The 24,575-nt window shown below is 72.2% G+C and carries 23 protein-coding genes; 10 read left to right on the top strand and 13 right to left on the bottom strand.

Going from position 1 to position 24,575, the window contains the following annotated elements; all coding sequences use genetic code 11:
- Positions 1–40: 40 nt before the first annotated feature.
- Complete coding sequence (locus tag ACBJ32_RS05360; RefSeq protein WP_375125690.1) at positions 41–559, bottom strand: SRPBCC family protein; 519 nt, start codon at positions 557–559, stop codon at positions 41–43.
- The gene (locus ACBJ32_RS05365; RefSeq protein WP_375125691.1) at positions 556–858 is read right to left on the bottom strand and encodes an ArsR/SmtB family transcription factor; all 303 of its coding nucleotides are present in this window, start codon (positions 856–858) and stop codon (positions 556–558) included. The genes ACBJ32_RS05360 and ACBJ32_RS05365 overlap by 4 nt, the downstream gene beginning before the upstream one ends.
- 234 nt (positions 859–1,092) lie before the next feature.
- Between ACBJ32_RS05365 and ACBJ32_RS05370 the strand changes: the two genes are divergently transcribed.
- Positions 1,093–1,302 (top strand): heavy-metal-associated domain-containing protein, encoded by a 210-nt coding sequence (locus ACBJ32_RS05370; RefSeq protein ID WP_375125692.1) that lies wholly within the window; start codon positions 1,093–1,095, stop codon positions 1,300–1,302.
- Positions 1,303–1,834: 532 nt separating this feature from the next.
- Here the strand turns inward: ACBJ32_RS05370 and ACBJ32_RS05375 are convergent.
- Positions 1,835–2,053 (bottom strand): hypothetical protein, encoded by a 219-nt coding sequence (locus ACBJ32_RS05375; RefSeq protein ID WP_375125693.1) that lies wholly within the window; start codon positions 2,051–2,053, stop codon positions 1,835–1,837.
- A gap of 356 nt (positions 2,054–2,409) precedes the next feature.
- Between ACBJ32_RS05375 and ACBJ32_RS05380 the strand changes: the two genes are divergently transcribed.
- Together ACBJ32_RS05380 and ACBJ32_RS05385 are read left to right on the top strand one after the other, a co-directional pair.
- Positions 2,410–2,997, top strand: a complete 588-nt coding sequence (locus ACBJ32_RS05380; protein WP_375125694.1) for a DUF4396 domain-containing protein — start codon at positions 2,410–2,412, stop codon at positions 2,995–2,997.
- A 200-nt stretch (positions 2,998–3,197) separates the two neighbouring features.
- Positions 3,198–5,156 carry an FHA domain-containing protein gene (locus ACBJ32_RS05385; RefSeq protein ID WP_375125695.1) on the top strand — a complete coding sequence of 653 codons (1,959 nt, stop codon included), beginning with the start codon at positions 3,198–3,200 and terminating at the stop codon, positions 5,154–5,156.
- A 32-nt stretch (positions 5,157–5,188) separates the two neighbouring features.
- Here the strand turns inward: ACBJ32_RS05385 and ACBJ32_RS05390 are convergent, their stop codons facing one another.
- Entirely contained in the window at positions 5,189–5,608 is a 420-nt protein-coding gene (locus ACBJ32_RS05390) for a CoA-binding protein (RefSeq protein WP_375125696.1), read from the bottom strand.
- A gap of 173 nt (positions 5,609–5,781) precedes the next feature.
- On the opposite strand from ACBJ32_RS05390, the gene ACBJ32_RS05395 reads away from it, so the two are divergent.
- Positions 5,782–6,018 (top strand): hypothetical protein, encoded by a 237-nt coding sequence (locus ACBJ32_RS05395; protein WP_357881362.1) that lies wholly within the window; start codon positions 5,782–5,784, stop codon positions 6,016–6,018.
- Between the two features lie 92 nt (positions 6,019–6,110).
- On the opposite strand, the gene ACBJ32_RS05400 is transcribed toward ACBJ32_RS05395, so the two are convergent.
- Positions 6,111–7,088 carry an alpha/beta hydrolase gene (locus tag ACBJ32_RS05400; RefSeq protein WP_375125697.1) on the bottom strand — a complete coding sequence of 326 codons (978 nt, stop codon included), beginning with the start codon at positions 7,086–7,088 and terminating at the stop codon, positions 6,111–6,113.
- 97 nt (positions 7,089–7,185) lie between these two features.
- On the opposite strand from ACBJ32_RS05400, the gene ACBJ32_RS05405 reads away from it, so the two are divergent.
- Positions 7,186–7,869: a helix-turn-helix domain-containing protein gene (locus ACBJ32_RS05405; protein WP_375125698.1), complete on the top strand. Its 684-nt coding sequence runs from the start codon at positions 7,186–7,188 to the stop codon at positions 7,867–7,869.
- 69 nt (positions 7,870–7,938) lie between these two features.
- Here the strand turns inward: ACBJ32_RS05405 and ACBJ32_RS05410 are convergent, their stop codons facing one another.
- A complete protein-coding gene (locus ACBJ32_RS05410; protein WP_375125699.1) occupies positions 7,939–8,595 on the bottom strand; it encodes an alpha/beta hydrolase in 657 nt (218 codons plus the stop codon).
- A gap of 34 nt (positions 8,596–8,629) precedes the next feature.
- On the opposite strand from ACBJ32_RS05410, the gene ACBJ32_RS05415 reads away from it, so the two are divergent.
- A complete protein-coding gene (locus ACBJ32_RS05415; protein ID WP_375125700.1) occupies positions 8,630–9,472 on the top strand; it encodes a helix-turn-helix domain-containing protein in 843 nt (280 codons plus the stop codon).
- Positions 9,473–9,692: 220 nt separating this feature from the next.
- Here the strand turns inward: ACBJ32_RS05415 and ilvD are convergent, their stop codons facing one another.
- Positions 9,693–11,540, bottom strand: coding sequence for a dihydroxy-acid dehydratase (gene ilvD / locus ACBJ32_RS05420; protein ID WP_375125701.1), 1,848 nt, complete (start codon positions 11,538–11,540; stop codon positions 9,693–9,695).
- A gap of 83 nt (positions 11,541–11,623) precedes the next feature.
- On the opposite strand from ilvD, the gene ACBJ32_RS05425 reads away from it, so the two are divergent.
- Positions 11,624–12,427 (top strand): helix-turn-helix transcriptional regulator, encoded by an 804-nt coding sequence (locus tag ACBJ32_RS05425; RefSeq protein ID WP_375125702.1) that lies wholly within the window; start codon positions 11,624–11,626, stop codon positions 12,425–12,427.
- Positions 12,428–12,524: 97 nt separating this feature from the next.
- Here the strand turns inward: ACBJ32_RS05425 and ACBJ32_RS05430 are convergent, their stop codons facing one another.
- The 3 genes from ACBJ32_RS05430 to ACBJ32_RS05440 all read right to left on the bottom strand — a co-directional run bounded on the left by ACBJ32_RS05430 (position 12,525) and on the right by ACBJ32_RS05440 (position 17,438).
- A complete protein-coding gene (locus ACBJ32_RS05430; RefSeq protein WP_375125703.1) occupies positions 12,525–14,375 on the bottom strand; it encodes a glycoside hydrolase family 15 protein in 1,851 nt (616 codons plus the stop codon).
- Positions 14,376–14,440: 65 nt separating this feature from the next.
- A complete protein-coding gene (locus ACBJ32_RS05435) occupies positions 14,441–16,615 on the bottom strand; it encodes a SpoIIE family protein phosphatase (RefSeq protein ID WP_375125704.1) in 2,175 nt (724 codons plus the stop codon).
- Between the two features lie 172 nt (positions 16,616–16,787).
- Positions 16,788–17,438 (bottom strand): class I SAM-dependent methyltransferase, encoded by a 651-nt coding sequence (locus tag ACBJ32_RS05440; protein ID WP_357881390.1) that lies wholly within the window; start codon positions 17,436–17,438, stop codon positions 16,788–16,790.
- Positions 17,439–17,552: 114 nt separating this feature from the next.
- On the opposite strand from ACBJ32_RS05440, the gene ACBJ32_RS05445 reads away from it, so the two are divergent.
- Positions 17,553–18,122, top strand: a complete 570-nt coding sequence (locus ACBJ32_RS05445) for a TetR/AcrR family transcriptional regulator (RefSeq protein ID WP_357881393.1) — start codon at positions 17,553–17,555, stop codon at positions 18,120–18,122.
- On the opposite strand, the gene ACBJ32_RS05450 is transcribed toward ACBJ32_RS05445, so the two are convergent.
- The 3 genes from ACBJ32_RS05450 to sigJ all read right to left on the bottom strand — a co-directional run bounded on the left by ACBJ32_RS05450 (position 18,103) and on the right by sigJ (position 20,542).
- The gene (locus tag ACBJ32_RS05450; RefSeq protein WP_375125705.1) at positions 18,103–19,248 is read right to left on the bottom strand and encodes a hypothetical protein; all 1,146 of its coding nucleotides are present in this window, start codon (positions 19,246–19,248) and stop codon (positions 18,103–18,105) included. The two genes, ACBJ32_RS05445 and ACBJ32_RS05450, sit on opposite strands and share 20 nt — an antisense overlap.
- Positions 19,249–19,308: 60 nt before the next feature.
- The gene (locus ACBJ32_RS05455) at positions 19,309–19,542 is read right to left on the bottom strand and encodes a hypothetical protein (RefSeq protein ID WP_375125706.1); all 234 of its coding nucleotides are present in this window, start codon (positions 19,540–19,542) and stop codon (positions 19,309–19,311) included.
- A 112-nt stretch (positions 19,543–19,654) separates the two neighbouring features.
- The gene (gene sigJ, locus ACBJ32_RS05460; RefSeq protein ID WP_375125707.1) at positions 19,655–20,542 is read right to left on the bottom strand and encodes an RNA polymerase sigma factor SigJ; all 888 of its coding nucleotides are present in this window, start codon (positions 20,540–20,542) and stop codon (positions 19,655–19,657) included.
- Positions 20,543–20,798: 256 nt separating this feature from the next.
- Between sigJ and rph the strand changes: the two genes are divergently transcribed.
- Both rph and ACBJ32_RS05470 read left to right on the top strand, forming a co-directional pair.
- Positions 20,799–23,393, top strand: a complete 2,595-nt coding sequence (gene rph, locus ACBJ32_RS05465) for a rifamycin-inactivating phosphotransferase (RefSeq protein WP_375125708.1) — start codon at positions 20,799–20,801, stop codon at positions 23,391–23,393.
- Positions 23,394–23,689: 296 nt separating this feature from the next.
- Positions 23,690–24,559, top strand: a complete 870-nt coding sequence (locus tag ACBJ32_RS05470; RefSeq protein WP_375125709.1) for a LysR family transcriptional regulator — start codon at positions 23,690–23,692, stop codon at positions 24,557–24,559.
- Positions 24,560–24,575 lie beyond the last annotated feature (16 nt).

Consider the following 24,575-nt stretch of genomic DNA (forward strand, 5'->3'; position numbering starts at 1 on the left):
AGCCGTACTGGCGAAGGTCCTTCGGGCCGCCCAGGAACGCTCAGGCGTCGCCGTTCTCCCCGCGCAGCGCGGCCGCGAAGCGCCGGCCCGGCGCCGGGTCGACCCCGAAGCGCGCGGCGTAGCGTTCGTGGACCTCCTCCCACTGCCCGTGCGCATCCATCTCGGACACGGGCTTGCCGGCGAGATGGGGCTCGAGCCGCGAGAGGTAGGCCTCCCAGCCGGCCGCGGTCTGCGCGGACAGGCCGCGGTCGTCGATGACGTGCGTGAACACCAGGCGGCAGCCGTCCCCGTGAGGGGTCAGCTCGAAGCTGTAGGACTGGCCGGCGAAGGTCCAGGCCAGGCGGTGGGGCGGGTCGACCTCGGTCACCTCGCCGGTCCCGCCGGCGGCCTCGATGGTCTCGCCCGCCGCAGGGGTCCATTCGGCGGCGGCCGGGAACCAGCGTTCGAGCTCCGCCGGGACGCTGACGGCTCGCCACACGCGCTCGACCGGGTAGGGGAGCGTGCGCTCGAAGCGCAGCGCAGGGCGGCCGTCGATCGTTTCCAGGGTTCCGTCGGTCATGGGTTTTCCTCCAGGTGTCGTTCCAGGGCGTCGAGGCGTTTGGACCAGAGCGCCCGATAGGGCGCCAGCCACTGGTCGACCTCGGCAAGGGGCTCCGGGCGCAGCGAGTACATGCGCTGCTTGCCCTCCGTGCGAACCACGACGAGTCCGGCCTCGCGCAACACCTTGAGGTGCTTGGACACGCCGGGCTGGCTGAGATCAAGGCGTTTCACCAGCTCTCCGGCCGGCCGCTCGCCTTCACGCAGCAGGTCGAGAATCTGCCTGCGGTGCGGCTCGGCCAGGGCTGCATAGGCGCTCACGTGCTCATATTGCCAGTTGGAAATATGAGATCGCAACCCGGGCCCTCCGCCATCAAGGCCCAGGGGCACGGCGGGGATCGGGAGCTCTGTCCCGGGCGTGCGTGGCAGTCGGCGAAGATGCTCGCCCGGTCACGTCGCCCCGCGGTTGCTGGCAATACCATAGGGGGGTATGGTCTTTATGCGAGCGGCTGACCCTCGTTCCTGACTGACCCGCGGATTGAAGGAGAGATCGATATGAGCACCGCCACCTACACCGTCAAGGGCATGACCTGCGGTCACTGCGTCAGCTCGGTCAAGGAGGAGGTCGGCGAGGTGGCCGGTGTCACCGGCGTCGAGGTGGACCTGGCGACCGGCCTGCTGACCGTGGACAGTGACGGCCCCGTCGACGCGGCGAAGATCGTCGCCGCGGTCGAGGAGGCCGGTTACGAAGTGGCGAACCAGTGAACACCGCGACGAAGCTCCCCGTCGCGAGGCCGACCAGCGCGGCCGCGAGGTGGACGCGCTGGTGACGGCGTGCCGCCACGTCGTCGGCCAGCAGCTCGACCAGCCGCCCTACCTCCACCCGCGCCTGCTCGAACAGCGGGAGCCGAGGGAACGCCCGCGCCGGCGCCTCGGCGCCGGCCGGCACCAGGTGGTGCCGGCCGGGCGGATGCGCCTGCTCGTTCGCGAGCACCGCGGCGACCTGCGCGGGAGCGAGCGCAGCGCCCCGGTGGTGATGACCGCGTGCCCCTTCCGGCCGGGCAGGCAGTACGCCAGGCGCTCCTCGTACTCGACCACCATCGCGTCGAGCTCGTGGTCATGTCTCCCGAGAAGGGGCAGGGCGTCGGCGTGCCGCCGTCGTTCGCGGCGGGCGCGGAGCCCGGTGGGTACACCCGCAGCGCCGCCTCGAGAGCGCCGGCCTCCTCGGGGGTGAGTCGCTCCAGGAAGTACACCAGCGTGGCCGCCCTGTTGCCGCTGCCCGCCAGGGACTCGCGCATCACGTCGGCGGTGTGGGCCTCATCGACGACACCGCCTCGTAGATGGAGGCGCGCCCGGCTGACCTCCGCTTGAGCAGGATGGTCCGGCGCTGCTGGAGGTGCTCCAGCACGTCCCGTACCGAGGCCGGTCGCCTGATCGCCCACATCCGTTCCATGATCGTGGACTCCACCTCTCCCAGGCCGCGCCCCACCTGCCGGCCCTTCCCCCCATCTGCCATTATCTACGATGAATGATAGTACGCTTGCGAGCGTCCTGACGTGCTGCTTGACGATGGGGGTGGTGGGGCCTATGCGGCTGGTCCGTGGATGGCGGGTGGCATGCGGTCCTGCTCGTGGCCCGCGCTCTGGGCGTGGGCGGCATGCACGCCGGCGCGGCAGATGATCGCCCACACTTAGCAGGCAGGGGTGGAGCAGTTGCGGAAGATCCTCGACAGGCGCTGACCCGTGGGCCCGTTCGTGTGCCGGCCGCGCTCGGGCGAGACCTTGCGGCATTGCATGTATACCTGGTGGGGGTATATGTTGGGCCGCGCTTAAATGCGAATGATTTGCCTGGAAGGTGGCAATGTCCGGATCTATGCATCACGGTGAACATGGCGAGCATGCCGAGCACGCCGGGCATGCGGAGCACGCCCACGGCTCCTCTGCTCCTCGTCCCGACGCGCACGGCGAGCACGGCGAGCAGGGCCAGCACGGCGAGCATCAAGGCGCGGCTCACGGGCCGATGAAGGCGACGTGGGGAGTGGCGGCGTCCGCGACGCTGCACTGCCTCACGGGGTGCGCCATCGGTGAGGTGCTCGGCATGGTGATCGCCACCGCCCTGGGCTGGCACGACCTGCCCAGCATCCTGCTGGCCGTCTTCCTGGCGTTCGTCTTCGGCTACGCGCTCACCCTGCGCGGCCTGTTCCGCGCGGGCCTGAAGTGGCGTACGGCGCTGCGGCTCGCGCTGGCCGCCGACACCCTGTCGATCCTCGTCATGGAGATCGTCGACAACGGCATCATGCTGATCATCCCCGGCGCGATGGACTCCGGCCTCGCCTCCGCCCTCTTCTGGGGCGCCCTGGCGTTCTCGCTGCTCGTGGCCTTCCTCGTCACCACGCCCATCAACAAGTGGATCATCGGGCGGGGCAAGGGTCACGCGGTGATCCACGCCTACCACCACTGACCGGCTCAGGTGGAGCGCGGCTCGCGCCGGTACGCGTCCAGGACGAGGCCGATGTCCTCCGCCTGGAGGACCCCTCTTCCCGAGCCGCTGTTTCACCGGTGATATCGGCGGCGTGCGTAATTTTCAGCGGTCGTTTCCCGGGATCCGGTTCACGCTGGGGGCGCAACTACGTCAACAGGCCTGGGAAATGGGAGTGACCTATGCCGCCGGTGATCGTGGGGCGTGACGGCCCGCTGTCCGGACAGCGTTTTCCGATGGACGACCGGCCGATGACCTTCGGCCGCAGGAACGACAGCCGCATCGTCATCGCCAGCGGCCGGGCCTCGCGCGCGCACGCCGAGGTGCGGCACGAGGCGGGCCGGTACGTCCTGCACGACCTGGGCAGCCGCAACGGCACCCTGGTCAACGGCGTCCGGGTGACCAGGCACGAGCTCCGGCCCGGTGACCTGATCGCGATCGGCGACGAGGTGTTCCGCTTCGAGGCGTCCGACGACGCCGAGACGATCATGGATCCGGCGCTCATTCGGGAGATCGGCCGGCGGCCGGCGCGCGCGGTGGACCCCGCCGCGGTCCTGCGCGTCACGATCAGCGGCGGCGGCCCCGTCGGGCTCGGCTTCGCCCTGCTCCTCGACCACCTCATGGGCGAGCGGGTGGCGGTCACCGTGTACGACGGCCGCTGGATGCGCGACGGCGACCGGGTCGTGTGGAAGGGCAAGGAGCAGGGCAACGTCAGGCGGCAGCAGGTGGTGACGGTGCAGAGCCGCCAGTACCTGAACCTGCCGGAGAAGGTGCAGGCACGGCTGTTCGGCCCCGGCGCGTACACCGAGATGTGGCCGGCGGGCCCCGACTCGATCCGCGGCCGGAGCCCGCGCAACCTGCGCATCGCCCACATCGAGGACACGCTGCTGGCGATGGCCGGCGAGCGGCCCGGCCGGATCCGGCTGGTCCCGGAGCGGTTCGACGCCGGCGAGCACCGGGAGGCCGCGGCGCGGGACCACGTGCTGGCCATCTGCGAGGGCGGCCGGTCGCGGACCCGGGAGCACTTCGCCGCCAAGTTCGGCAAGGCCGACACCTCCATCTACTCGCTCGACGGCCACCACGTGCGGGACGTCGTGCTGGGCCTGCGGGTCAAGTCCGACCTGCCGGACCCCATGACGGTCCTGCTCACCGTGGCGCAGAACCGCTTCCTGCTGAACGCCCTGCGCGGCGAGGGCTTCCTCAACATGCGGCTGACCGACGCCGAGGCCGAGGAGGTCATCGGCATCGACCCGGTCCGGCGCGTGTTCGAGCAGTGCGTGGCCGCCAGCCCGTGCCTCATGGACCGGACGGAGCACGGCGAGTTCCGCTGCTCGACGCACAGCACGCTGTTCCTGCCCGCCCTGGTCAAGGGCTCGCCGCTGTGGGGGCGGGTGATGGAGGGGCTGCGGTTCTTCGGAGTGGCGGAGGAGAACCTGAGCGCGGTCACCGCGTTCCGGCTCGACATGGTGCAGCGGCCCCGCTTCACCGCCCAGCTCCACCCGCCCACCGCCACCACGCCCGGCACGTACGGGTTCCTGCTCGGCGACGCCGCCAACGCCATCCACTTCTGGCCGGGCCGTGGCCTCAACAGCGGGCTGGCCTCGGCCATCTCGCTGGCCAGGACGCTCAGCCAGGGCTGGCGGGCCCGGCCCTTCCGGGACGCGGACTTCATCCGGCACGAGGCGGCCATGTCGATGCTGCAGTACCGGCACAAGAGCCGCGCCTGGAAGGCGATGGTCACCACCGACGGGCACGGCGTCACTCGGGCGATCAAGGACCAGATCGCGCAGGGCATCGCCGAGACCGCCGCGCGGAACGACCTCCAGGCGCGCGAGGACGCCGACCTGGACGCGCTCATGGACCGGTTGCGGCAGATCCGCGACCGCCTGGCCCCGCGTATCCCCGGCATGCCGGACGACGCCACGCTCCGCCGCCACCTGCGCGGGCTGAAGGCGGAGACCCTGCGCGCGCTGCTGGTCAGCGGGGCGTGGGACACGCTGATCATGGGCGGTGAGGAGGTCGACATCGACCTCTTCTACCGCCAGGACCCGCCCGACCTGCTGGTGTCCGCGGTCCCGCGGAGCCCGGCGGCGGCGGAGGGTCAGCAGGCCACCAAGGTCATCCGTCGCGGGCAGGCCTAGGATCCTGGGAAAGGCGGCGCCTCGCCGGATGCTCAGGCGATGCGGCGCAAGGCCCACTCGACCCCGGGGCAGCGGTCCATGACGACGTCGAGGCCGGCGTCCAGCGCGCGCCGGCCGGCCGCCTCGTCGATCACGCCCAGGGGCAGCCAGACCGCGCCGGCGCCCATCGCGATGGCCTCGTCGATCACCTGCCCGGCGTGCTCGGAGCGGCGGTACACGGCCACGACGTCCACCTTGCCCGGCACCTCGGCCAGCGACGCGTAGCCCGGCTCGCCCAGCACGGGCTCGGCGGCGGGGTGGACGGGGATGATCCGCCGCCCCCGCGACTGGAGCAGGCCCGCCTGGTCGTAGGCCGTACGGCCGGGATTGTCTGACAGTCCGACGAACGCCCACGTGCGCGCCTCGGCGAGGAGGCGACGGATGACGTTCTCGTCCGCGAAACGGTTCCCCATGTCCCGGCCAACGCCCGGGGCGGGGCGGGCATTTCCTCCGGGGAGAAGTCATCACCCGCCACATCATGGCGGCAGCGGGCATACCTCGTGCCTGGTGGGCAGGAGGACAGAGGCGGCCCGGCCGGGCCGGGCCGGCAGGGGGATCTGACCGTCGAAGGGCTAGGAGGAGACACATGGATCCGTCAAGCCAGGAGACTGGCAAGGTCACCGGCACTCAGGACAAGGACTACAACCTGATCTGGTTCGTGGAGCAGTGCCTGAGCAACGTGCTTCGCCTGGAGAACTACATCGCCGACGCCGAGCGCACCGGTGATGGGGAGCTGGCGAGCTTCTTCCGCCGCGCCCAAGCCGAAAGCCGGAAGGGAGCCGAGCAGGGCAAGGAGCTTCTGAGCAAGCGCCTGGTCAAGTAAGCGCCCGGTTCTCCCGCGAAGGCGGCCGCCCGCACCGGGCGGCCGCCTTCGCGACGTGCCGCCTTCGCGGTCCGACGGCGGACAAGCGCGGGCTAGGCTGCCTGGCCCAGGTTCTCGCCGAAGAACCCGGCGATCCTCTCCACGGCGACGTCCACGTACTGCTTCCTGTCGTAGAGATCGACATGGCTGGCGCCGTCGATCCAGCAGATCTCCTTGGGGCAGGTGGCACGCTGGAAGGCCTCCACGCTCATCCAGGACGTGACGGCGCGGCTGCCGACGACCATGAGCAGCGGCCGCCCCCCGATCAGCGGGATCGGCGCGAAGGCGTCGAAGGCAGCCATCCTGTCGACGCTGTCCCAGGTGAGGAAGCCCGCCGAGCGGGGGTGCAGGCCGCGTTCGGTGCGGTAGTACTCGAAGCCCTCGGCGCCGTGCTCCCCGCCGAGCGCGTAGGCCTGCTCCACGGTGCCGGGGAAGAGGGCCAGCACCGGCGGCTCCTCGCCCCGGGCCGCCACGGTACGGGCGTGCGCCGCGGCGTCCAGCATGCCGAGGAACACGGCCGGGTCCTGGATGCCGTCGGCGCCCAGGCGGAACTGGCGGGCGACGTCGACGGCGCTGACGGTGGCCAGCGCCCTGACACGGCGGTCGCCCGCGGTGGCCGCGAGGGCGTAGCCGCCCGAGGCGCAGATGCCGAGCACGCCGATGCGCTCAGGATCGACCTCGCTTCGGCCGCTCAGGAAGGAGACGGCGGCCTTGATGTCCTCGACGCGCTGCGCGGGGTCCTCCAGGCCACGGGGCTCGCCACCGCTCTCGCCCTGGTAGGCAGCATCGTAGGCGAGCGTGACGAACCCCCTCTCGGCCAGGTCGCGGGCGTAGAGGCCGGCGGCCTGCTCCTTCACCCCGGTACCGGGGTGCCCGACGACGATCGCCGGGCGGGGCCCCTCGGCCGGGGCGTCGGGGAGGTGGAGGTGGGCGGCGAGCGGGATGCCGGCGCTGGGGAAGGTGACGTCGATCTTCGACAGGGGATTCTCCGTTGCAGTGGTCAGCCGGCGCGGTGCCGGGCACGAGTCCACAGTCGTCGCATCCCGGGGCGGGCAAAAGCGGCGGGTTCTTGCCTGGGAAAGAACCTGCCCCCTCAACTTCAGCACCCCAAGCCCGACAATGGATGACATGAGCACCACATCCGGGCCGGGGGAACTCGGCGCCTTCCTCAAGGCCCGCCGGGCACAACTGGCCCCGCAGGACCTCGGGCTGCCCGAGCAGGACTCGCGGCGCAAGGTCGCGGGGCTGCGCCGTGAGGAGGTCGCCCAGCTCGCCGCGATCAGCGTCGACTACTACACGCGGCTGGAGCAGGGCCGCGTCCGCGCGTCCGCCTCGGTGCTCGCCACGCTCGCCCGCGCGCTGCGCCTCGACGACGACCAGCAGCGGTACCTGTACGAGCTGGCCGGCAAGACCGACGCCAGGCCGCGCAGGCGCCGGCCCGCGCAGCGCGTGCGCCCCGCCATGCGGCGCCTGCTCGACCAGCTCACCGCGACCCCCGCCATCGTGCTGGGCAAACGGCTGGACGTGCTGGAGTGGAACGCCGGCGCCGTCGCCCTGTACACCGACTTCTCGCAGCTCCCCGCGGACGGGCGCAACTACCTGCGGCTGCTGTTCACCGACCCGGTCATCCGGGACATGCACCTGGAGTGGGAGCACGACGCCCGCGACGCCGTCGCCGCCCTGCGCATGGAGTCCGCCGCCAATCCCGACGATCCCGAGCTCGCCCGGCTCGTCGGCGAGCTGTCCGTACGGGACGCCGACTTCCGCACCTGGTGGGCGCCCGCGCCGCCGAGCCGTACCCTGACGCGCTGACCCGGGCCCGTCGCACCACGAACCAGCCGCCCGCCCGGCCAACGCGCCCACGATCGCGCTCGCCGAGGCTCAGCCCGCTCGCGTGGCGCGGACCGCGGTGAAGGCCAGGAGCGGGGCGGTAGTCCGCGGCGGACGAGGACCGCCACTCCGGTCGTCCGCACCGAAGATCACCAGCAGCGGCTTGCCGAGGGCCACCAGCCGGTCCGGGAGCGGCCGCTCCTTCAGGTACTCGGTGGTGCCCAGCATCGTCACGGCGAGCGTGTGGTACGTCATGAGCCGCACCTCGTCCAGGAGCTCCTGCGGGACCTGGTAGCCAGGCCGGCTGAAACCCGTGCTCGCGAACAGGCGGATCTGCTCGCCGGACGGCGGCCACTGCTCGGGCGAGACGGCGGCGGACTGCGGCGCGAGGTAGGCGTCCAGGCCGGGGCCGGTGTTGACGAGCGCGAGCGCGGTCACGAGGCCGGGCCGTAGCTCGGCGAGAGCGGTGGCGACCGCGCCGCCGCTGGAGTGCCCGGCGACGACGGCGTGCCGGACGCCGAGCCGGTCCAGTGCTTCGCCGACCCTGCGTGCCTGGTCAGGGGTCGCGTAGCTCCGGTCGTCCGGTTTGGCCGACCGGCCGTGCCCGAGCAGGTCGATCCTGATGACGCGATGGGATCCGGTCAGCAGCGGGACCATCTGGTCCCACGAGCGGGCCGAGGAGGCGGACCCGTGGGACGGCTTGGACAAATGTTCCCTCGACCGGCTCGCGTAGCATGGGGCCGTGCGGACGTTCGTGCACGGTGAGGCTGTGTGGGGCGTCGTGTGCCCGCGGCGGCCCAGCCGGATGGCCGGGGTCGCGATGGCCGGGTTCCGGGTCCGGGCCCTGGACGCGCTCCGGATGGTCCCGCACCCGGCCGTGACGCTGCTGCTGGACTTCGGCGCCGGCTCGCCCGTCCTCGACGGCGCCGCCGGGCGGCGGCACCTGGGAAGCATCGTCGCCGGGCCCGGGTTCGGGTCGGGAGGAGCGGTCTGGGCGCGGGGCGAGAACGTCGAGTGCGTGCAGGTGCGCCTGTCCCCGGTGATCGCCCGCGCGGTCCTGGGCGTCGGCCTCGCCGAACTCGACGGCGCCGTGGTGACGCTCGACGACCTGTGGGGCCGGGAGGCGTCGCGGGTCCGTGAGCGGCTGGCCGAGGCCCCCTCCTGGGAGGACCGGTTCGCGCTGACAGAGGCGCTGCTCGCCCGACAGCACGAGGCACGGGCGCCGGTGGACCCGGAAGTGGCCTGGGCCTGGGAACGGATCGCCGGCAGCCGCGGCCTGGTCCGGGTCGACGGGCTCGCGGGGGAGGCCGGGTGGAGCCGCAAGCGGCTGTGGTCCCGGTTCCGCTCGCAGCTCGGCCTGCGGCCCAAGCAGGCCGTGAAGCTGGTCCGTTTCGACCACGCCGTCCACCGCCTGGTCGCGGGCGAGAGCGCGGCCCGGGTCGCGGCCGACGCCGGTTACGCCGACCAGTCGCACCTGCATCGGGAGGTCATGGCGTACATCGGGGTGACGCCCACGGGCGTGGCCGGCGAGCCGTTCCTGGCGGTCGACGACCTCGCCTGGCCCGGCCTCCCGCTCACCAGGTGACCGGGAGTCCGCGAACGCCGTGGACGATGGCGTCGTTCTCGTACGGCCCCCGATCGCACCGAGCGAGAGTGGCGCTCCTGCGGCGAGGAGACCCGCGCACTGCCGCCGCCATGCGGCTCCCCAGGAAGAAGCCCTGGCCTGTGCACGGGACGCCGCACCCCGCTCACCGGGCGTCAGCGCTCTGTTCGCCCGGACGTCAGCGCCCTGCTCACGCGGGCCCTCAGCGCCCTGCGACCTCGCGTACGGCGCCCTTGTCAGCCGACTCGGCCAGGGCCGCGTAGGCGCGCAGGGCGGTGGACAGGGGGCGGTCGCGATGCCGGGGCCGGTAGCCGGTGTGCTGTTCCAGGCGGTGGCGCCGGGCCGCGAGCTCCTGCTCGGCGACGTCCAGGCGCAGCTCACGGGCGGGAATGTCGATGGTGATGGTGTCGCCGTCCTGGACGAGCGCCAGCGGCCCGCCCGCGGCGGCCTCGGGCGACATGTGGCCGATCGACAGGCCGGAACTGCCGCCGGAGAAGCGGCCGTCGGTGATGACCGCGCACACCCCGGCCAGGCCCCGCCCCTTGAGATAGGCGGTCGGGTACAACATCTCCTGCATGCCGGGCCCGCCGCGCGGCCCCTCGTAGCGGATGACGAGCACGTCCCCCGGCGACAGGCGGCCGGACAGGATCGCCTCCACGGCCTCCTCCTGCGACTCGGTGACCACCGCCGGGCCGGTGAAGACGTGCATGCCCTCCGGTACGCCGGCCGACTTCACCACGGCGCCGTCGGGGGCGAGGTCGCCGCGCAGCACCGCGAGGCCCGCGTCCGGCGAGTAGGCGTGGGCGGTGTCGCGGATGCAGCCGGTCGCGGCGTCCAGGTCGAGGGACTCCCAGCGGGCCGACTGGGAGAACGCGGCCGGCGAGCGGACACCGCCGGGTGCGGCGTGGAACAGCTCCACCGCCTCGGGCGAGGGGGAGGCGCCGCGTACGTCCCAGGCGGCCAGCCACGCGTCGAGCGAGTCCGCGTGCACGGCGTGCACGCCGGGCCGCAGCATCCCGGCGCGGTGCAGCTCGCCCAGGATGGCGGGGATGCCGCCGGCGCGGTGCACGTCCTCCATCAGGTACGGGCCGTTGGGGGCGACCTCGCACAGGAACGGCACCGTGCGGGAGCGGGCCTCGATGTCGGCCAGCGTGAAGTCGAGATCGGCCTCGCGGGCGGCGGCGAGCAGGTGCAGCACGGTGTTGGTGGAGCCGCCCATGGCCAGATCCAGGGCCATGGCGTTGTCGAAAGCGGCGCGGGAGGCGATCGCGCGGGGCAGCACGCCGGGGTCGTCCTTGCCGTAGTAGCGGGCGGCAAGCTCCATCACGGTCCGGCCGGCCTGCTCGTACAGGGCACGGCGGGCGGTGTGGGTGGCCAGCGTGGTGCCGTTTCCGGGCAGGGCCAGGCCGAGCGCCTCCAGCAGGCAGTTCATGGAGTTGGCGGTGAACATGCCGGCGCAGGATCCGCAGGTGGGGCAGGCCGCCTCCTCGATCCTGGCCAGGTCCTCGTCCGGCATGCCGGGATTGGCGGCCTCGGACATGGCGGTGATCAGGGTCAGCCCGGTACGGGCCGTGCCGTCGCTCAGGACCGTCCGGCCTCCCTCCATGGGGCCGCCGGAGACGAACACCGTGGGGATGTTCAGCCGCAGCGCGGCCATCAGCATCCCGGGGGTGATCTTGTCGCAGTTGGAGACGCACACCAGCGCGTCGGCGCAGTGCGCCTGCACCATGTACTCGACGGAGTCGGCGATCAACTCCCGCGACGGCAGCGAGTACAACATCCCGGCGTGGCCCATGGCGATGCCGTCGTCGACGGCGATGGTGTTGAACTCGCGCGCGATCCCGCCCGCCGCGGTGACCGCCTCGCAGACGATGCGGCCCACCGGCTGCAGGTGCGTGTGGCCGGGCACGAACTCGGTGAAGCTGTTGGCCACCGCGACGACCGGCTTGACGCCGATGTCCGCCGCAGGGACGCCGGAGGCGCGCATCAGGGCGCGGGCGCCGGCCATGTTCCGCCCGTGGGTGACCGTACGTGATCTCAACTGTGGCATGCCGCAATGCTGGCGGCTCGCGAGCGTGCGGCGAAGACGCCCGTACTGCTAGCAGTCCCGCTACCAGCACTACCCTTGTCCGGGTGAACACGGCGGCCGAGCGACGCAGAGAACTGGGCAGCTTCCTCCGCGCCAGACGCGCGGCCCTGGACCCGGTCTCCGTTGGCCTGCCCCCGCCCGGGCCGCGCCGCAGGGGCGGCCTGCGCCGCGAGGAGGTCGCCACCCTCTCCGGGGTCAGCGCGACCTGGTACACCTGGCTGGAGCAGGGCCGCGACATCCAGCCCTCCCGCCAGGTCCTCGACGCCCTCGCCCGCACCCTGCACCTGACCTCCGCCGAGCACGCCTACGTGCTCTCCCTGGCCGGGTACGCGCCGCTGCCCGCGGCCACCGCGGGCGCCGGGCGGACGGCGCCCGGCCACGTGCGGCGGCTGCTGGACGCGCTCGCCGGCTTCCCCGCCTACGCCATCGCCCCCGACTGGACGATCACCGGCTGGAACACCGCCTACGCCGCCCTGTACCCGAACGTGGCCACGGTGGACCCGGGCGAGCGCAACCTGCTGTGGCTGGTGTTCACCGACCCCTACGTCCGCGACCTCCTGCCCGACTGGGAGACCACCAGCCGCCGCTTCCTCGCCGAGTTCCGCGCCGAGGCCGGCCCCCGCCTCGGCGACCTGGCCCGCACCCCGGTCATCCAGCGCCTCCTGGCGGCCAGCGAGGGGTTCCGCGCCGCCTGGCAGGACCACCACATCGAAGGCTTCACCTCCCGCGAGCGGCTCTTCCACCACCCCACCGCGGGCGTCCTGCGCTACGAACACCACCGCCTGGCCCCCGCCGACCACCCCGACCTGCACGTGGTGATCTACACCCCGTCCTCGGCGCACCCGTGAGCGACCACCCGAGGGGCGATCCTGATCGTCCGGCCGCCGACACCCGATCACGAGCGGTACGCGGCTACGCATAACGGTCGTCATGAAGGGAGCACGCCTAACCGAGGGCGTGATCGAGGTTGAAGGCCGCGCTGATGAGCGCCAGGTGGGTGAAGGCCTGCGGGAAGTTGCCGAGCTGCTCGCCGGTGTGCCCGATCTGCTCGGCGTACAGGCCGAGGTGGTTGGCGTAGGTGAGCATCTTCTCGAAGGCCAGGCGGGCCTCCTCGACGCGGCCTGCCCGGGCCAGCGCCTCGACGTACCAGAACGAGCAGATCGAGAACGTGCCTTCCGGGCCCTCCAGGCCGTCCGGGCTGAGCTCGGGGTCGTAGCGGTAGACCAGGGAGTCGGAGACCAGGCTGCCGCCGAGCGCGTCCAGGGTGGACAGCCACTTGGGGTCGGTCGGCGAGACGAACTTGGCCAGCGGCATCATCAGCACGGCCGCGTCGAGCAGCTCGTCGTCGAAGTGCTGGACGAACCCCTGCAGCCGCTCCGACCAGCCGTGTCGCATGATGTCGCGGTAGATGGCGTCGCGGTTCTCGCGCCAGCGCGGGATGTCGGCGGGCAGGCCGCGCTGGCCGGCCACGCGCATGGCGCGCTCGATCGCGACCCAGCACATCAGGCGGGAGTAGGTGAAGTTCCTGCGCCCGCCGCGGGTCTCCCAGACGCCCTCGTCGGGCTGGTCCCAGTTGTCGCAGACCCAGTTGACCAGCGTGCACAGCTCGTCCCAGCGCCGGCTGGAGATGGGCGTGCCCCACTTGTTGTACAGGTACACGGAGTCGATGAGGGCGCCGTAGATGTCGAGCTGGAGCTGGTCGACGGCGGCGTTGCCGATCCTGACGGGCCGCGAGCCGCGGTAGCCGTCCAGGTGGGGCAGCTCCTCCTCGGGCAGGTCGCTGCGGCCGTCGATGCCGTACATGATCTGCAGCGGCCCGCTCGGCCCGGTGCCCTCCATCCGGACGTGTTTGTCCAGGAAGCCCATGAACGCCTCGGCCTCCTCGGTGAAGCCCAGCCGCAGCAGCGCGTAGACGCAGAACGCGGCGTCGCGCACCCACACGTACCGGTAGTCCCAGTTGCGCCGACCGCCGATCTGCTCGGGCAGGCTGGTCGTGGGCGCGGCGACGATGCCGCCGGTCGGCGCGTAGGTGAGCAGCTTGAGCGTGAGCGCGGAGCGGTGCACGATCTCCCGCCAGCGGCCCCGGTAGCGGGAGGCCGACAGCCACCTGCGCCAGAACGCGACCGTGGCGGTGAACAGCCTCTCGGCCTCCTCCAGCGGGCAGCCGCGGGGCTCGACGCCGGAGACGAGCCGGTCGAGGGCGAACACGGCGAGCTCGCCCTCGCGCAGCACGAACCGGCTGCGGACGTCGCGGCCGTCGTGCTCGACGGGAACGCTGGAGACGAGTTCCAGGGTGAGCGACGGCGACTCGAAGAACGTCAGCCCGCCCTCCTGCGTGACGCTGTGCGGCTGGCGGGCGTAGTCGAAACGGGGAGCGACCAGGGCGCGGAACGGCAGCGTGCCGCGCACGCAGGTGACGCGCCTGATCAGCCGGTGCCGGTCGGCCTCGGAGGTGTCGCCCTCGATGGGCATGAAGTCCTGGATCTCGCCCACGCCGTCGTCCGCGAAGAAGCGCGTGATCAGGACGTTCGTGTCGGGGAAGTAGAACTGCTTGGTCGTGTACGGGACGTCCGCGGCCAGCTCGAAGGAGCCGCCCCGGCCGGCGTCCAGGAGCGAGCCGAACACCGACGGGGCGTCGAAACGGGGGCAGCAGTACCAGTCGATGGTGCCGTTGGTGCCCACGAGCGCGACCGTGCGCAGGTCGCCGATCAGCCCGTGCTCGCCGATCGGCAGGTAGCGGGGGTCGCCGGGTTGGTCGTGCCCGTCGTTCGCCGGGGCGGTGCTGTCTGGCTGCATGTTCTCAACGTAAGCAGCGACGGGCTCGACGTCGCGGGGACGCGCCAGAAGGGCTCGGCCGCGGGTCAGGGCGGGGGCGGCTGGTGCTTGAGCAGCAGCAGCGCGATGTCGTCGCAGCGCTGCTCGGCGCCGGGGGCACAGTCGAGCAGTGTCTCGCTGAGCAGGTGGAGCGGCTGGCCGGCGGCCTGCGTGAGCTGCGCGGCCAGGCCGGCGATGGCCTCGCCCAGGTGCGTGTCCGGCCTCTCGACGAGACCGTCGGTGTACAGGGCGAGGACGGCGCCCGGCGAGAACGGCACCTGCACCGGGTGGTACTCCGCGTCCGGATCGATGCCGAGCAGCGGACCGGGCGGGACGTCGACGGGCTCGGCGCTGCCGTGGGGGACGCGCAGCAGGGGCGGCATGTGGCCGGCGTTGGCGGCGGAGAAGGCGCGCAGGCGCAGGTCGAGATGGACGACCAGGCAACTGGTGAACAGGTCGGTGTCCAGGTCCAGGAGCAGCCGGTTGGTGTGCCGGAGCACGGCGCCCGGATCGGCGCCGAGATCGGCGTCGGCGGCGACGGAGGTGTGGATGGCGGTGCGGACCTGCCCCATGAGCGCCGCCGCCGCCATGTTGTGGCCCTGGACGTCTCCGATGACGGCCACGGCGGCCCTGTCGTGCAGGCGGATGAGGTCGTAGAAGTCGCCGCCGATGCCGGCGCCGCGCGTGGCGGGCGTGTAGCGGGCGGCCGTCTCCAGGCCCCGGATCTCGGGGAGCCGGCGGGGCAGGAGGGTGGTCTGCAGGCTATGGGCCATGTTGTCCTTCGCCTCGTACAGCAGGGCGCGGTCCAGGGCCTGGGCCATCATGCCGGCGAGGGAGGTGAGCGTGGCGCGCTCGGCGCCGGCGAAGCGGCGCGGGTGGTCGAAGGCCAGCACGCACACCCCGATCACCCGGTCGGCGAAGGCCAGTGGCAGGAACGCCCAGGCGGCCATGCCGCCTGGGATCGCGTCCAGGCCCTGGCCGCCGGGATCCTGCCCGTCGCCGAGGAACGCCGGCCGGCCCGTCCGGGCGACGTCGCCGACGGGACCCACGGACGTCAGGGGCAGGCAGTCGAGGTGGCTCAGCAGCTCGGGGCTGCAGCCGTGCGAGCCGATGATCCTCATCCTGCCGCCCTCGGCGACCAGGATCGTCATGGCCTGCACGCCGCACATGGGCAGCATGTGATCGGTGACCACCTCGATGACCTGGTTCGTGGTGAGCGCGCTGGTCAGCGTCGCGGCCATGTGCAGGAGGTTGTGAACGCCGTGCGGCTGCGCCGACGCGGGAGAGCCGTCCGGCTCGTGCGCCACCTGATCGACGCGCGTGAGCTGCAGGCTGACGCCGGACAGGCCGGGATGCAGCCGGATCTCGATCGGGTCGCCGTGCGGGGGAGCCAGGGTGCAGGAGGTGAGGCGCTGGCCGACCACCGCGGCCCGGAAGCGGTCCTTGAAGTACGGGTCGCGCAGCCACCCCACGGCCTCCCACAGCACCCGGCCGCAGATGGCGGGCACGCTGCCGCCGAGCAGTTCGGCCGCCGGCGGGTTGACGTAGGTGACGCGGCCGTGCAGGTCGACCGCGACACAGCCGTCGCGCAGCCGCTCGGCGAAGCCGGCGGCCTCGGTGGCGATCCCTGGCTCCGGCGCCGGGGCGGCGGACGGGGTCAGGACGCGGGGCGGCGCGGCGGCCAGGACCGGCGGTCCGCCGTCCCGCAGCAGCTCGCTCATTTGCCGGGAGGCCCGATCGATGGCCTCGCCTTCATGCGAGCCGGGCTGCGGCGTGCGCGGCGCCGGCCAGATGAGCACCCAGGTGCCCTTGACCTGCCCGTCGACGGTGATCGGGGAGGCCATGATGGCGAAGTGGTACGGCGCCAGCAGCGAAGCGGCGGGGAAGCGGTGGGCCAGTTCCTCCGGATCCGCGACCCAGATCCGTTCCCCCTGGCGGACGGACGCGGCCACCGGCGTGTCGCTTCCGCGCCGCATCCTGGACCACGGCTCCACGACCGGGCCGGGCAGCCCCAGCTCGGCCTGCATCAGCAGGAGCTGCTCGGTGTCGTCCAGCAGGTACAGCACGGCGATGTGGGCCGCGGTGGCGCGTGCCGCCCACATGAGCGTCTCGTCCAGCGCGGCGGTGAGGTGCGCGCTGGACATGCTTGATGGGGGAGAGGTGCTGGGCTCGTTGTTCCCCGGCGAGGGCGTCGGCCTCTGACCCTTCCCTGCGTCGGCCATGCGGTCACGCTATCCGCCATGTTCGGGTGTCATGTGGCTGTTTGTCCTAATATGGCCGCGTGCGGGGCGGGCGATGGGCATCCTCAGGCGATGTCATGGCGAGGCCGCCGGATCGGCCTCACCGGCCGGGCCGTGAGGAAAATCCCGGCAACGCTCCCGGCGCCCGTGCCGGCTATTCGGGGCGGGTCGCGCGGACGTAGTACAGCAGGTGCGGCAGCGGGCCTTCGGCCGCCACGCGGAAGCCGGCGTCGGGGATCATGGTGCCGAGCAGGTCGCGCGGGTCATGCCGCATGGCGGGGCCGCTGAGCAGGCCGACGAGGTGGCGGGCGAGGCGGCCGGCCGGCGGGCGGAACTCGGCGATGAGCAGCCGCCCGCCCGGCCGCAGCACGCGGAACATCTGCCGCAGCGCCTCCGGCCGGGCCTCGCGCGGCATGTGGTGCACGGCGAGGCTGGAGACCACCAGGTCGAACGAGCCGTCGGGGAAGGGCAGGTGCTGGCCTTCCCCGACGACGTAGGCGCAGTTCGCAGGAGCCCGGCCGGTGGCGTGGTCGATCATCGCGGGGGACGGGTCGAGGCCGGTGACGTGGCCGCCGGGGCCGGCCACGGGGGACAGGATGCGGGTGAGGTAGCCGGTGCCGCAGCCCACGTCGAGGATCCGGTCCCCGGGGCGTGGCCGGGCGGCGGTGGCCAGGCGGGTGAAGGCGGCCCGCCGGCCGCCGAGGTAGGCGATCGAGGCGAAGGCCTCGTAGGCGCGGGGGCGGTCCAGGGTGCCGCCCGCGTCGGCGTGCTCGTCGTGACTGTGCAGCAGTTTGCCCAAACCCATGGCTGTTCCTTTGATTCCGAACGATGTGTTCGGTTATGAATCATGCGTTCATAATGGGAAGCGGTCAACGAGCAGATCGGTCGCGGTGTGCCGTACCGAACGGAGGGCGGGTAAGTGTCCGGAGACCGGCGGGTGCGGCGGACCCGGCGGCTGATCCAGGAGGCGCTGGTGGCGCTGATCCTGGAGAAGGGGTACGACGCGGTGACCGTCACCGACGTCATCGACCGCGCGGACGTGGGCCGGTCCACCTTCTACGCCCATTTCACCGACAAACAGGACGTGCTGTTCAGCAACCTCGAGCAACTGGCGTTCCTGCACCCGGCGCCGGCGGGCGAGGCGGGGGACCTGCTCGCGTTCAGCCGGCCGATGTTCGAGCACGTGCGGGAGCAGGAGCGGCTGGTGCGGGCGCTGATGGGCCGGCGCGGCGGCGGGCTGGTGCACGCGCGCGGAGAGCAGCTGCTCGCCGCCGTCGTCAGAGCCGAGCTCGTGGCGGCGGGCGGCCGGGCGTCGGCCTCGCTCGACCTGCTGGTGGTCTGCGTGGTGGGAGCGTTCATGGGGCTGTTGCGGGCCTGGGTGGACGGCGACACCGACGCCTCGCCGGCGGAGCTGGACGCCGCGTTCCGCGCGGCCGTCCTGCCCGGCGTGCGAGCGGCGCTGGCCGGCCCTACCTCCGCCGAAGGATGACGTCCCTGCCGTAGTCGGCCTCATGATTGGCGGCCCCCACCGCCCACAGCTCCGGCGTGCCGGGAACCGCCGTCACGGCCACGCGGCCCAGCGGGTAGTCATAGATCCGCTCGCGGGTCCAGGCCCGTCCGTCGAAGTGCAGGGCGACGGTGGTGTCGCCGCTGCCGGACCCGACCGCCCACACGTCGCCGGGCCCGGACGCGGTGACGCTCACCAGCGGCCCGTCACCGCCGGGCACGGCCACCCGCTGCCACGATGACCCGTCCCAGTGCATGACGAGCGCCTCCGCCCGCCCGGGCGCCGCTCCCCCGGTCCGGCAGGCGAACCACGGCGTCGTCTCGCCCCCGATCCCGCCGACGGCCCACACGTCGTCCGGCGAGGTCGCCCAGACCTGGCCGAGGTAGCCGCCCGGCACGTCAGGAAGGGGCATCTCGGCGTACGTCCCGTCCGGGCCGGCGTGCCAGACCGCGGGCCTGACGCCCGAGCACCCGTCGCGCAGGCCGGCGCCGACCACCCACACCTGACCGTGCCTGGCCGTCACCGCGCCGAACTGGCCCTGGACGGTGGCCCTCCTGACGAACTTCCGGCCGATCCACTCGACGGCGAAGGAGGTCTGCCTGGCCGGGTCCGTACCGACCAGCACCGCTCGCCCCCTGCCGGCCGACACGTCGGTGAACCGGTGCTCTCCCAGCCCGGACAGGCGCGGGTACGACCAGCGCCGCCCGTCCCCGTGGATGGCCACCCCATCGCCCACGATCCAGATGTCGCCGGGCCCGCCCACGTCGAACCCGCTCACGTAGAGCTCGCGATCGAGCGTGGTCTTCTTCCATGCCGTCCCGTCCCACCGCTCGACGACCACGGTCCCCTCACGGTCCTCGGCGCCGTCCTCGAAACCCACCGCCCACGCCTGCCGAGGCCCTTCGGCGACCACGTCGACGAGCTCCGCCCGCGCCCGCAGCCGCGGACCCGCGACATCCTTCCACCGCTGCGAGCGGGGCTGCACCTGCTGGATGGTCACCGAAGGGGTGACGATCGTGGGGGCCGATCGCACGGTCTCCGGCCCTGAACACCCGGCCGTCGCGCCAAGACACACCACCACGGACGCCGCCAGCCGCGCGATCTTCATAAGAGCCCAGTATGACCGAGCCGGCCGCCCCCGGACCGGTCGGCGCTGGTGCCGGAGGGGCTACCAGGGGATCTGGAGGGCCCAAAGCTGGTTCGACTGGAAGCAGGTGTACCAGGGCCACATGCCGGTGCTCCGGCCCTGCTGGCCGACGTGGTGGCAGCTCTCGGCGGTGGGGTAGTAGCCGTAGATGCTGACCGGCGCGGAGGCGGCCGTGGCGCTGACGGGGGCCGTGCCGCCGAGGAGCGCGGCGACCCCTAGGCCGGTGACGACGAGGCGTAAGGCTGCTCTTCTCATGACTCTCCCGACCTGCGGATTCATGCGTAACTGTTAGTTAATTTTACTAATAGAAAGCAAGGGTGCAAGGCTCGGCAGCCTCCAGCCGCCGTGGGCTGAACAGGGCCGGGCATCACGGCTCCAGGTCGGCGAGGTCGAGCCGGGCCAGCCGGTCGGGGTCGGACAGGATGTCGATGGTGGCGATCCTGCCGTCGGAGATGGTGAAGCTCATGACGGAGAAGAGCTGGTCGTCGATGGTGTTGACCAGGCCGGCCAGGCCGTTGACGAGCGCCGGGTGGGTGGTGGTGCTGGTGGCCATGCGCTGGAAGGTGGCGAGCTGTCCGGCCACGGCCGCGACGCCGCGGATGACCTTCAGGCCGCCGGTGAGCGTGCCGCCGTCGGCGCGCAGCACCACGTCGGGGTCGAGGATGGACACCAGCGCGGCGAAGTCGCCGCCGCGGGCGGCGGCCAGGAAGGCGTCCACCACGCGGCGCTGACTGCTCAGATCGGGGTCGGGGTTCGGGGCCGCGCCGCGGACGCGCTGGCGGGCGCGGCTGGCGAGCTTCTTGGCGGTGGCCGGGGTGCGGTCCACGATGGGCGCGATCTGTTCGAACGGCAGGCCGAACATGTCGTGCAGCACGAACGCCAGCCGTTCGGCCGGGGTGAGGGACTCCAGCACGACCAGCAGCGCCAGCCCGACCGAGTCGGCCAGCAGCACTTCCTGTTCGGGGTCGGCGGTGTCGGCACGGCTGATCACCGGGTCGGGCAGTCGTTCCTCCAGCGATTCCTCGCGCCGGGACTTGCGGCTGCGCAGCATGTCCAGGCAGACCCGGCCGACCACGGTGGTCAGCCAGCCGCCCAGGTTGTCGATGTCGGACGAGTCCGAACGTGCCAGCCGTAGCCACGCCTCCTGGACCGCGTCCTCGGCCTCGCTCAGCGAGCCGAGCATGCGGTAGGCGACCGCCTTCAGATGGGGGCGGTGGCCCTGGAACTGGTCGGCCAGGAAGTCATGGGGCGTCACGGTCTCGGTCCTCTCACTTCGGCAACGTCATACCGCTGACGCAGTAAAGCAGTGAAAGGTGACCGCGAACGTGCCCGGTCGTCTTCCTCCAGACCATCCGTCACGCCGGCGACCGCGGGACGGTCGCGGGCGGCTTCTGCCGCCACTTTCACCATATAGCAGATTCGCGAGCCTCATGAGGCGCCAGAAAGTGCTTCATAATTGCCCGTTGCGAACCGGCCGGGCGAACGATGGAGCAGTGGAATTGCGCTACGTGATGGGTTTTGAGCAAATCGGGTCGTCGGATGTCGCGGAAGTCGGCGGGAAGGGGGCGCACCTGGGCGAGCTCTCGCGCATCGACGGCATCCGCGTGCCGGACGGCTTCTGCGTCACGACGGACGCCTTCCAGCGGGTCGTGGCCGCCGCGCCGTCGATCGACGCTCAGCTCGGCCTGCTGTCACGCGTGAGACCGGACGACCACGCGGCGATCCGCACCCTGAGCGCCGAGATCCGCCACGCCATCGAGGGCGTCGCGGTTCCCGACGATCTCGCGGCGGAGATCGGCGCGGCGCTCGCCCGGCTCGGGGAGGGGGCCTCCTGCGCGGTGCGGTCCAGCGCCACGGCGGAGGACCTGCCGACCGCGTCCTTCGCCGGCCAGCAGGACTCGTACCTGAACATCGCGGGCCTGGCGGAGATCCTCCGCCACGTCCGGCGGTGCTGGGCCTCGCTGTTCACCGAGCGGGCGGTGACCTACCGGTGCCGCAACGGCTTCGACCACCGGAAGGTGCGGATGGCCGTGGTCGTCCAGCGGATGGTGTTCCCGGACGCGGCCGGGATCCTCTTCACCGCGGACCCCGTGACCTCGAATCGCAAGGTCGCCACCGTGGAGGCCGGTTGGGGGCTCGGCGAGACGCTGGTCTCCGGTCTGGTGGCCGGCGACGTCTACACGGTGCGCGACGATCAGGTCATCGCCGCGACGGTCGCCACCAAGCCGCGGTCCGTCCAGGCGTCACCGGGCGGCGGCACGCACGACACACCCGTCGAGCCGCGGCGGCAGAGGCAGCCGGTGCTGACGGATGCGCAGGCCGTGCGCCTGGTGCGGCTGGGCCGGCGCATCGAGGCGCACTTCGGCCGGCCCCAGGACATCGAATGGTGCCTGGCCGGCGACGACTTCCACATCGTCCAGAGCCGGCCGATCACCACCCTGTTCCCGATCCCCGCCACCGATGACCGGGACAACCACGTCTACGTCTCGGTCGGTCACCAGCAGATGATGACCGACGCGATGAAGCCGCTGGGACTGTCCGTGTGGCAGCTGACGACCCTGCGACCGATGCACGAGGCGGGCGGGCGGTTGTTCGTCGACGTGGCCCCCACACTGGCGACGCCCGCGGGCCGCGAGTGGCTCATCGGGACCCTGGGAAGGTCCGACCCGCTGATCCGCGACGCGCTCCAGACCGTGGTCGACCGCGGAGACTTCATCCGCTCCCGTCCGGACGAGGGCGCCGGCAGGGCACCCGCCGGTGGCCCGCCCACCCCGATCGAGGCCGATCCGGACGTCGTCACCGAGCTGATCCGGCACAACCAGGAGTCCGTCGCCGCCCTGCGGCGCGAGATCCGGGCGCTGTCCGGCCCCGCGCTGCTCGACTTCATCGTGGCCGACCTCGCGGAGCTGCGGCGCCTGCTGTCCGACCCGCGCAGCATGCAGGTGATCACGGCGGCGATGGAGGCGACCTGGTGGCTCAACGACCACCTGGAGGCGTGGCTGGGCGAGAAGAACGCGGCCGACGCGCTCACGCAGTCCGTCCCCCACAACGTCACGTCGGAGATGGGGCGGGCGCTCCTCGACGTCGCGGACGCCATCCGGCCGCACGCCGACGTCGTGGCGTTCCTGCACCGCGTCGTGGACGAAGGCCGGGCCGGCGACGGCTTCCTGAACGAGCTGGCCGAACTGCCCGGCGGGCGGGAAGCGCATGACGCCGTCCGGGGCTTCCTCGACGAGTACGGCATGCGCTGCGCGGGCGAGATCGACATCACCAGAACGCGCTGGAGCGAGGATCCCGCCACGCTCGTGCCCGTCATCCTCGGCAACGTCAGGAACTTCGAGCCGGGCGCGGGCAGGCGACACCTCGAACAAGGACGTCAAGAGTCGCGGCGGAAGGAACAGGAGCTGCTGACGCGACTGCGCGACCTGCCCGGCGGGCAGCAGAAGGCCGAGGAGACCAAGCGGATGATCGACCGCGTCCGCACCTTCGCCGGATACCGCGAGTACCCCAAGTACGGCATGGTCAGCCGCTACTTCGTCTACAAGCAGGCGTTGCTGCGGGAAGCCGATCGCCTCGTCCGGTCCGGCGCCCTGCGCGAGAAGGAGGACATCTATTTCCTCCGGTTCGAGGAGTTGCGGGAAGTGGTGCGCACCGGCGAGGCGGACGCCGGGCTCATCCTGGAGAGGCGGGAGGCGTTCCGGTCGTACGAGGCGCTCACCCCGCCCCGGGTCCTCACCTCGGACGGCGAGGCCATCACCGGCCAGTACCGGCGGGACGACACCCCGCCCGGCGCGCTGCCCGGGCTCCCGGTCTCGGCCGGCACCGTCGAGGGCCGTGCCCGTGTCGTCATGGACATGACGCGGGCCGACCTGGAGTCGGGCGACATCCTGGTCACCGCCTACACCGACCCGAGCTGGACTCCCCTGTTCGTCACCGTCGCCGGGCTGGTGACGGAGGTGGGCGGCCTCATGACGCACGGCGCGGTGATCGCGCGGGAGTACGGCTTGCCGGCCGTCGTGGGGGTGGAGCAGGCCACCCGGCTGATCCGGGACGGGCAGCGGATCCGCGTTCACGGCACCGACGGGTACGTGGAGATCCTCGGCTGAGCCGCCGCCCCGGCCGCGGAGCCCCGCTCATGACGAGGCGCCGGGCAAGATCCGGTACTTGAGGTGGGTGACGCCGGGCGCATCGAGGCGGCCGGCGGAACCACCCGGTCGTGGAGCCGGTCGCCGCCCTTGCCGAGCGGGTTCCGCTCACTCTGGTTCGGGCCGGCGACGAAACCGTCCAGCGAGATCGCCGGCGGGGCGCCGATGCCCGGTGCCCTCCCACCAGAGAACATGGCCGGAGGCATGGATGATGTCTCATGCCAATATTTCAAGATTCGTATGCATATTCTTAATATGTGCTAAACCTGATCCACCTCAAGGTGCTGGCCGCGGTGGCGCGACACGGATCCGTGACCGAAGCGGCCAGAGAGCTGCACTACTCGCAGCCGTCGGTGAGCCACTACCTGTCCCGCCTGGAAGCAGCCACCGGGGTCAAGCTCATCCAGAGAGTGGGGCGCGGGATCCGGCTGACCCCGGAAGGGCAACTGCTGGCCACGCGGTCCGCCGAGATCGTGGGCCGGGTCGAGGCGGCGACCAGCGAGCTGGCGGCGCAGGTCGGTTTGCGGGCAGGGCGGGTCCGCCTGGCCGCCAACGCCTCATCGCTGAGCACGATCGTGCCGAAGGCGGCCACCGCCCTGACCCGGGCGCATCCGGGGCTGGAGCTGATCCTGTTCGACCGTCACCCGGTCGAAGCACTGCAGCTGCTGCGCCAGGGCAAGATCGACGTCGCGCTCGTCTACCGGTACGCCGGCGCCCCGGTCGAGGAGGAGGAAGAGGGCTTTCGCCTCGTCCACGTCGGCGACGACTCGATCCACCTCGTGAGCCGGCGACCCGAGGACAGCATCGCCAACCACCTCCACTCCGCCTGGATCGGCGGCTGCGAACGGTGCCAGAACGAACTGATCGCGCTGTGCCGGCACGCGGGGTTCACTCCGCGCATCGCATCGCTCAGCGACGACATGGTCGTCGTGCAGGCCCTCGTCGCCGCCGGCGTGGGCGTCACCACCCTGCCCGGTCTCGCGCTGCGGGCCCACCGCAATCCCGGCGTGCACACCACCGAGCTCACCGGCTTCACCCGCCGCCTCTACGCCGCCACCTACGGCGACCCACCCGATCCACCCGCCACCAGCGCGCTGATCCAGGCCATCCAGGACGCCGCCCGGTAGCGATCTCGCGCCCACC

This window comes from Nonomuraea sp. GTA35, assembly GCF_041950525.1.
GTDB lineage: Bacteria > Actinomycetota > Actinomycetes > Streptosporangiales > Streptosporangiaceae > Nonomuraea.